Source organism: Pseudomonas sp. GW704-F2, assembly GCF_059423025.1.
The window spans coordinates 1-7,517 of record NZ_JBWKXO010000083.1; the positions used below are offsets into that span (position 1 = coordinate 1).

Here is a 7,517-nt window from a genome sequence, read left to right on the forward strand (position 1 = left end):
CGCGAGCAAGCTCGCTCCTACAGGGGGGTCTAGGTGCCCCGCTAGGCATGGGCACTGACCGGTAACTTTTGTAGGAGCGAGCTTGCTCGCGAAAAGCCCGAGACCGCTGCGGGGGGTCTGGTTTTTCGCGTTATCGTTGACGGTCTTCGCGAGCAAGCTCGCTCCTACAGTGGTAACAGTGGTAACAGGGGTACATGGGGGGATCAGCCCGCTACGCGTACCACGCCGAGGTCGATTCCCAGGTGGACCAGTTCGGCATGGGAACTGACCTGCAATTTGCTCTTGAGCAGGGTCAGGTGGTTGGACACGGTCTTGCTGCTGATATTCAACTGGTCGGCAATCACTCGGGTCGGCGTGCCTCTGGCCAGCATCAGGAAAATCTCCAGCTCACGCGGGGTCATGCCTTGCAAGCGTTGGTCGCTTGGCGTGTAGGCCAGTTGGGTGGCGAGGGACTGTTCGATATAGGCGTGGCCGTCGAGGACGCGCCGCACCGCTTCGATCAACACCTCGGGCGCCGAGCTTTTGGTCAGGTAGCCCGAGGCGCCGGCTTCCAGGGCCTGGCGCACCAGCGGCAGTTCGTCGTGCATGCTGAAGAACAGCACGCGCAGTTGCGGCAGGCGCTGGCGCAGGCGGCGCGTGGTTTCCAGGCCGCTGATGCCGGGCAGGCCGAAGTCCATGATCACCAAATGCGGCAGTGCTTCCTGGACCCGGCTCAAGGCCTCTTCGCCGCTGGCCGCTTCGCGCACTTCGATGGCCGGCAACAGCGCGCGCAACAGGCTGGCATAGCCCTGGCGCACCACCGCATGGTCGTCCACCAACAGAATATTCATGAGGCCTCCAATGGCATGTTCAACGCCAGCGCCCAACCGACGCCGGGGTGGCTGAGGATTGTCAGTTCGCCGCCCAGGCAGCGCGCGCGTTCGTACATCGAATACAGGCCGACGCCGGGACGCTGCGGCGTTTGCGCGCCGCAACCGTTATCGCGCACCCACAGGCGCAGGCGCGAACCGTGACGATGCAGGCGCACGCGCACCTGGCTGGCATCGGCATGCCGCACGATATTGGTCAGGGCTTCCTGCAGCAGGCGATAGAGGTGCGTCTTGCTCGCCCCGGACAACGCCGGCAGGTCCGCGCTGACCCGCAGCCGGCAATCGATGCCATGGCTGGCCTGCCACTGCGTCACCAGCATCGCGAACGCCTCGGCCAGCGGCAGGTGCTGCAGGGCCACCGGGTACAGGTCGTGGACCAGTGCGCGAAAGCCTTGCTGCAAGTGATCGCAGTGATCCTCCAGCTGCGCCACCGTGCGCGCGAGCAATTGCGGTTGGTCGGTGACCAGACGCAACAGGCAGGCCTGGGCGCGAATACCGGCCAGGTATTGGCCGAGGTCATCATGCAGGGTCTGGGCCAGGTGGTTGCGCTCCTGCTCTTGCACCGCCATCAGGGTTTGGGTCAGTTGGGTATTGTCGGTGTGCGCCTGCTCCAGGGCGTCGGTCATGCGGTTGAAATGCAGCGCCAGTTGCCGCGCTTCCGGCGAACCGGCGCTGCGCAGGCGCACATTGAGCCGGCCGGCGCACACCTGTTGCAAGGCGCGCAGCAGTTCGTCGAGTACGCCCATGCCACGGCGCACCGCCCAGCGGATAGTCAGCAGGCTCAGCGCCAGGGCCAGGGCGCACAGGCTCAACAGTTGTTGCAGGGAGTCCCAGACTTCATCGATCTCATCCCGCGGGTCGACGGCGATGGACACGCGGCGGCCGTCCGGCAGGTCCAGCACCTGGGCACTGCGCCGCGCCTCGGCAAACAGCAGGCGCCCGAGCCAGGCGTCCAGGCCGGACGGCAGCGGCGCCGGCAAGGTCTCGTCGGGGGCCAGCCAATGCACGCGCACATGGCGCAGGCTGGCGGTGAGATGCGGTTGCAGGCTGGCCGGGTCGCGCTCGGCGGTTGCGCTGAGGTAATGCACCACCGCTTCGGCCGATTGCAGCTCACGCTCCACATCCGTCAGGGCCTGATGCAACAACAGCGCGGTGCAGGCGCAGGTGACCAAGGCGAAGAAACCGCACACCCACAGGTTGATGCGCCACAGTGCCGACATACCTAGTGCGCCACGCTGGCGGGCACGCTCAGCGCCGGGCGTGGTGCGTGCAGCTTGTCGACGCCGATCAGGCTCACGATCAGCAGGAACGGCAAAAGCAGCGCCTTGAGGATTTGCATGATCGTTCATCTCCCGGATGGACACGGTGGGGGTAACCCATGCTAAGACCGCGTCACCTGCGCGGGGCTACTACCTTGGTACTGGCTCAGCGGTACTTTCTGCATATTTGCAGCAGACATAAGGCTTCCTATGCTGGCGCTACCTGACATGGAGTGCCTTATGCGCCAGCTCGCCCCCTACGCCGTGCTCTACCTGCTGGCGATTGCCTGCGCCGCCGGGGTGGCCACTGCCAGCCAGGCCGCCGAGGCGCCGTTGGCGGTGCAGATCGGCTACCTGGGCTATCGGCCCGACCCTGGGCCGCTGCTGTCGAACGTGATCCCCGAGCCCACCGACGCCGGGCAACGCGGTGCGGAACTGGCGATCATCGACAGCAACAGCACCGGCGCCTTTCTCAACCAACGCTACAGCCTGACCAGTGCCACGCTGGACAGCCCCGACGCCCTGCTCGCCGCCGCCCAGGCCCAGCACGACCAGGGCCTGCGCCTGTTCGTGGTCAACGCCCCCGCCGCCAGCCTGCGCCAGCTCAGCGCGGCCCTGCCCGACAGCCTGCTGTTCAACGCCGGCAGCCCCGATGACAGCCTGCGCAGCACCGACTGCCTGGGCAACGTGCTGCACACGCTGCCCAGCCGGGCCATGCTCGCCGATGCCCTGGCGCAATTTCTGGTGGTGCGCAAATGGCAGAAGGCGCTGCTGATCGTCGGCCCCACCGAGGATGACCAGGCCTACGCCGCCGCCCTGCGCCGCGCCGCCAAGCGCTTCGGCGTGCATCTGGTGGCGGAGAAAGCCTGGCGCTTCGATAACGACCAACGCCGCAGCGCCCAGGCAGACATGCCGCTGTTCACCCAGACCGCCGAATACGACGTGGTGCTGGTGGCGGACGAGCGCGGCGACTTCGGCGAGTACGTGCCCTACCAGACCTGGTACCCGCGCCCCGTCGCCGGCACCCAGGGCCTGACGCCCACCGGCTGGCACAAGACCGTCGAGACCTACGGCGCCGCGCAACTGCAAAAACGCTTCGAAGCCCTGGCCGGGCGCTGGATGAACGACCGCGACTTCGCCGCCTGGATGGCTGTGCGCAGCGTTGCCAGTGCGGTGAACAAGCTGCGCCAGGTCGACCCCATGACCATCCGCCAACTGGAGATCAGCGAGCAACTGCCGCTGGACGGCTTCAAGGGCCGCAAGCTCAGCTATCGCGCGTGGAACGGCCAACTGCGCCAACCGATTCCGATCGTGCAGCCCCGCGCCCTGGTCAGCACCTCGCCTCAGGACGGTTTCCTGCACCCCTTCAACGAAATGGACAGCCTGGGCTACGACAAACCCGAGGTGACCTGCCGCTTCCCTTGATCGCTCCCCTACTCACAATAATAAGGAATCCGCCATGCGCCGCACCCTGCTCTCATGCGCCCTGCTGCTTGCCGCCGGGCACGCCGTGGCCAGCACCGCCTGGGTCTCCAACGAGAAAGACAATACCCTCAGCCTGATCGACATGCAGACCCTGCAAGTCACCGACACGCTCAAGGTCGGCCAGCGCCCGCGGGGCCTGCTGCTGTCCCATGACAAAAAGCTGCTGTACATCTGCGCCAGCGACTCGGACCGCGTGCAGGTGATGGACGTGGCCACGCGCAAGATCATCAAGGAACTGCCCTCCGGCAAAGACCCCGAGCAGTTCGCCCTGCACCCCAATGACCGCTGGCTGTATGTGTCCAACGAAGACGATGCACTGGTCACGGTGATCGACACCGAGACCTCCAAGGTGCTCGGCCAGATCAACGTCGGCGTAGAGCCCGAAGGCATGGCCGTGAGCCCGGACGGCAAGTGGGCGGTGAACACCAGCGAAACCACGAACATGCTGCACTGGATCGACACCAGCACCCAGACCCTGGTCGACAGCACCCTGGTGGACCAGCGCCCGCGCTTCGTCGAGTTCAACCACGATGGCTCGCAGCTGTGGGCCTCGGCGGAGATCGGCGGCACCGTGACCATCCTCGATGTGGCCAGCCGCGCGGTCCTCAAAACCCTGACGTTCAAGATCAAGGGCGTCCACCCGGACAAAGTGCAACCGGTGGGGATCAAGCTCAGTTCCGACGGCAAGTACGCCTTTGTCGCCCTGGGCCCGGCCAACCATGTGGCGGTGATCGACGCCAAGACCTTCGAGATCCTCGACTACCTGCTGGTAGGCCGCCGCGTGTGGCAGATGGCATTTACCCCGGACGAAAAACAGTTGCTGGCCACCAATGGCGTCAGCGGCGATGTGTCGGTGATCGATGTGGACAGCCTCAAGGTGCTCAAGTCGGTGAAGGTCGGGCGTTATCCATGGGGCGTGGTGGTCACGCCATGAACGCCCTGGAGGTGCGCGACCTGAGCTTCGCCTATGGCGCGCGCCAGGCCTTGCACGAGGTGAGCTTCAGCCTGGCACCGGGGCGATTCGCCGCGTTGCTGGGGCCCAACGGCGCCGGCAAGTCGACCTTGATCGCCCTGCTCACGCGCTTGTACGACCTGCAAAGCGGCGACATCCGCGTCGGCGGCCACTCCCTGCGCGATGCACCGCGCGCAGCCCTCACGCAACTGGGGGTGGTGTTCCAGCAAAGCACCCTGGACCTGGACTTGAGCGTCGAACAGAACCTGCGTTATCACGCCGCGCTGCACGGTTTGTCGCGGCGCCAGACCGACGTGCGCGTCGCAACCGAGCTGGCGCGCCAGGCCCTCACCGAGCGGCGCCGCGAAAAAGTCCGCGAGCTCAACGGCGGGCACCGGCGCCGCGTGGAAATCGCCCGGGCGTTGTTGCATGAACCGCGCTTGCTGCTGCTGGATGAAGCCAGCGTCGGCCTCGACCCCGCCAGCCGCCTGGCGCTGAACCAGCACGTGCGCAACTTGTGCCTTGAGCAAGGCATCAGCGTGCTGTGGACCACCCACCTGCTCGATGAAGTGCAGCCCGACGATGCGTTGATGATCCTGCACCAGGGCCGCTTGGTGGCCAGCGGGCAGGTCGATGCGCTGATCCTCGAACAGGGTGGCGACCTCGGCAGCGTCTTTGCGCGCCTGACCCGCCCCACAACGACGGGAGCCCCGGCATGAACGCTTACTGGCAATGCTTGCGCGGCATCGTGCTGCGCGAGTGGCTGCGCTTTGTATTGCAGCGCACGCGGTTTCTCAGCGCCCTGGTGCGCCCGCTGTTGTGGCTGCTGGTGTTCGCTGCCGGGTTCCGCGCCGCGCTGGGTATCTCGGTGATCGAACCTTACGACACCTACATTCCCTATGAGGTCTACATCATCCCGGGGCTGGCTTGCATGATCCTGCTGTTCAACGGCATGCAGGGTTCGCTGTCGATGGTCTACGACCGCGAGATGGGCAGCATGCGCGTGCTGCTGACCAGCCCGCTGCCGCGCACGTTTTTGCTGTGCAGCAAGTTGCTCGCCACCGCGCTGATTTCACTGTTGCAGGTGTACGGGTTCCTGGCGATCGCCTGGGTCTACGGCGTGCAACCGCCGGCCATGGGGCTGTTGATCGCCCTGCCGGCCTTGCTGCTGGTGGCCTTGATGCTGAGCGCGCTGGGTTTGCTGCTGTCGAACGCGATCCGCCAACTGGAGAACTTTGCCGGGGTGATGAATTTCGTGATCTTCCCGCTGTTTTTCATATCGTCGGCGCTGTACCCGTTGTGGAAGATGCGCGACTCCAGCGAGTGGTTGTATTGGCTGTGCGCAATCAACCCCTTCACCCACGCCGTCGAGCTGGTGCGCTTTGCCCTGTATGAACGCTTCGCCGGCCTGGCCCTCGCGGTGTGCCTGGGCTTGACCGTACTGTTCGCGGTGTTGGCGGTGCTGACCTTCAACCCCCAGCATGCGGCGTTGCGCAAAAAAGGCTGAGGGCGCCAAAACTACTACTTTAGTACTGGTTTTCCTGTCTATCGTCGCATTCCCAAGGGCTCGGGACTCACGTGTAATGGGTGCATAACGATAAGGATCGCCCTGCCATGCTGCCTGCCCGACTGCCCTTGTTGGCGCTGCTGTGCCTGTTTGCCGCCAACGTACAGGCCGATACGCCATTGTTTTCCGCCGACGGCTATCGCATCAGCCTGTATCGCAGCCCCACGCCCGATCATGTGCAGGGCGCGACGATCATCGACACCCCTGCCCTGCAAGCCCTGCTGACCCAAACCCCAGCCCCGGTGCTGATCGATACGTATCGCCGCCAGTGGCTGCAAGGCCGCTTCATCGAAGACCAGCCCCACGCCAACCTGCCCGGCAGCCGTTGGCTGGCCAACACCGGCGACGGCGACCTTACGCCGGAGTGGCAAAGCTATTTCGTGCGCCACCTGTACACCTACAGTGGCGGCAACCTGGCACGACCATTGGTCTTCTATTGCCGCTCCGATTGCTGGCTGAGTTGGAACGCGGTAAAACGTGCCGCCAACCTGGGCTATACCTCTGTGTATTGGTATCGCGATGGCCTGGATGCCTGGGAAGCGGCGAAGCTGCCGGTGTCGGTGGCGCAACCCGAGCCATTTGAATAACCACAATAAGAAAGGTGAACGGCCATGTACAAAATCCTGATTGCCGATGATCACCCACTGTTTCGCGAAGCGATTCATAACGTCATCAGCGATGGTTTCCCCGGCAGCGAAGTGATGGAGACCGCCGACCTGGACAGCGCCCTGGCGCTGACCCAGGAACACGACGACCTCGATCTGATCCTGCTCGACCTGAACATGCCCGGCATGCACGGTCTCAATGGCCTGATCAATCTGCGCAACGAATCGCCGACCATCCCGGTGGTGATCGTGTCCGCCGAGCAAGACAAGCAAATCGTGCTGCAGGCCATCACCTATGGCGCCGTCGGTTTTATCACCAAGTCGTCGCCGCGCCAGCAAATGACCGAGGCGATCCAGCAGATTCTCAACGGCAATGTGTACCTGCCGCCGGACATCATCCGCACCCAGAAACCCGGCACCCACCGGCGCCTGAACGAAAACCCGGGCTTCGCTCCGGAATTGCTGCAGGCGTTGACCCGCAAGCAGTTGCTGGTGCTGGAGCGGATGACCAAGGGCGAGTCGAACAAGCAGATTGCCTACACCCTGGAGATCGCCGAGACCACGGTGAAGGCCCATGTGTCGGCGATTTTGCGCAAGTTGAATGTGCATAATCGGGTGCAGGCGATTTTGAGCGCGGGGGATATTGATTTTGGTTCTTATCTGCGTCGCTGATCTTTCGGAAACAACATAGAAGCCTTGTGGGATGGGGCTTGTGTGGGGTTTGTGTGGGGCTTGTGTGGGAGGGGGCTTGCCCCCGATAGCGGTGGATCAGTTATAGGT

Annotated in this window: 8 protein-coding genes; 6 read left to right on the top strand and 2 right to left on the bottom strand. The window is 64.3% G+C overall.

The window, feature by feature from the left end; translation table 11 throughout:
• Nucleotides 1-203 precede the first annotated feature (203 nt).
• The gene (locus AC07W0_RS30625) at nt 204-830 is read right to left on the bottom strand and encodes a response regulator transcription factor (protein ID WP_017847484.1); all 627 of its coding nucleotides are present in this window, start codon (nt 828-830) and stop codon (nt 204-206) included.
• Entirely contained in the window at nt 827-2,089 is a 1,263-nt protein-coding gene (locus tag AC07W0_RS30630; RefSeq protein WP_102618997.1) for a HAMP domain-containing sensor histidine kinase, read from the bottom strand. The genes AC07W0_RS30625 and AC07W0_RS30630 overlap by 4 nt, the downstream gene beginning before the upstream one ends.
• Nucleotides 2,090-2,368: 279 nt before the next feature.
• Here AC07W0_RS30630 and AC07W0_RS30635 point away from each other — a divergent pair, with 279 nt between their 5' ends.
• From AC07W0_RS30635 to AC07W0_RS30660, 6 genes are all read left to right on the top strand, one after another.
• The gene (locus AC07W0_RS30635; RefSeq protein ID WP_102618998.1) at nt 2,369-3,553 is read left to right on the top strand and encodes an ABC transporter substrate-binding protein; all 1,185 of its coding nucleotides are present in this window, start codon (nt 2,369-2,371) and stop codon (nt 3,551-3,553) included.
• A 34-nt stretch (nt 3,554-3,587) separates the two neighbouring features.
• The gene (locus AC07W0_RS30640) at nt 3,588-4,547 is read left to right on the top strand and encodes a YVTN family beta-propeller repeat protein (RefSeq protein WP_046487263.1); all 960 of its coding nucleotides are present in this window, start codon (nt 3,588-3,590) and stop codon (nt 4,545-4,547) included.
• The gene (locus AC07W0_RS30645; RefSeq protein ID WP_046487266.1) at nt 4,544-5,284 is read left to right on the top strand and encodes an ABC transporter ATP-binding protein; all 741 of its coding nucleotides are present in this window, start codon (nt 4,544-4,546) and stop codon (nt 5,282-5,284) included. Before AC07W0_RS30640 ends, AC07W0_RS30645 begins: the two co-directional genes overlap by 4 nt.
• On the top strand, nt 5,281-6,072 hold the full coding sequence (locus tag AC07W0_RS30650) for an ABC transporter permease (protein ID WP_017847490.1): 792 nt from the start codon (nt 5,281-5,283) through the stop codon (nt 6,070-6,072). Before AC07W0_RS30645 ends, AC07W0_RS30650 begins: the two co-directional genes overlap by 4 nt.
• A 107-nt stretch (nt 6,073-6,179) precedes the next feature.
• A complete protein-coding gene (locus AC07W0_RS30655; RefSeq protein WP_017847491.1) occupies nt 6,180-6,719 on the top strand; it encodes a PQQ-dependent catabolism-associated CXXCW motif protein in 540 nt (179 codons plus the stop codon).
• Nucleotides 6,720-6,743: 24 nt separating this feature from the next.
• Entirely contained in the window at nt 6,744-7,409 is a 666-nt protein-coding gene (locus AC07W0_RS30660) for a response regulator transcription factor (RefSeq protein WP_017847492.1), read from the top strand.
• Nucleotides 7,410-7,517 lie beyond the last annotated feature (108 nt).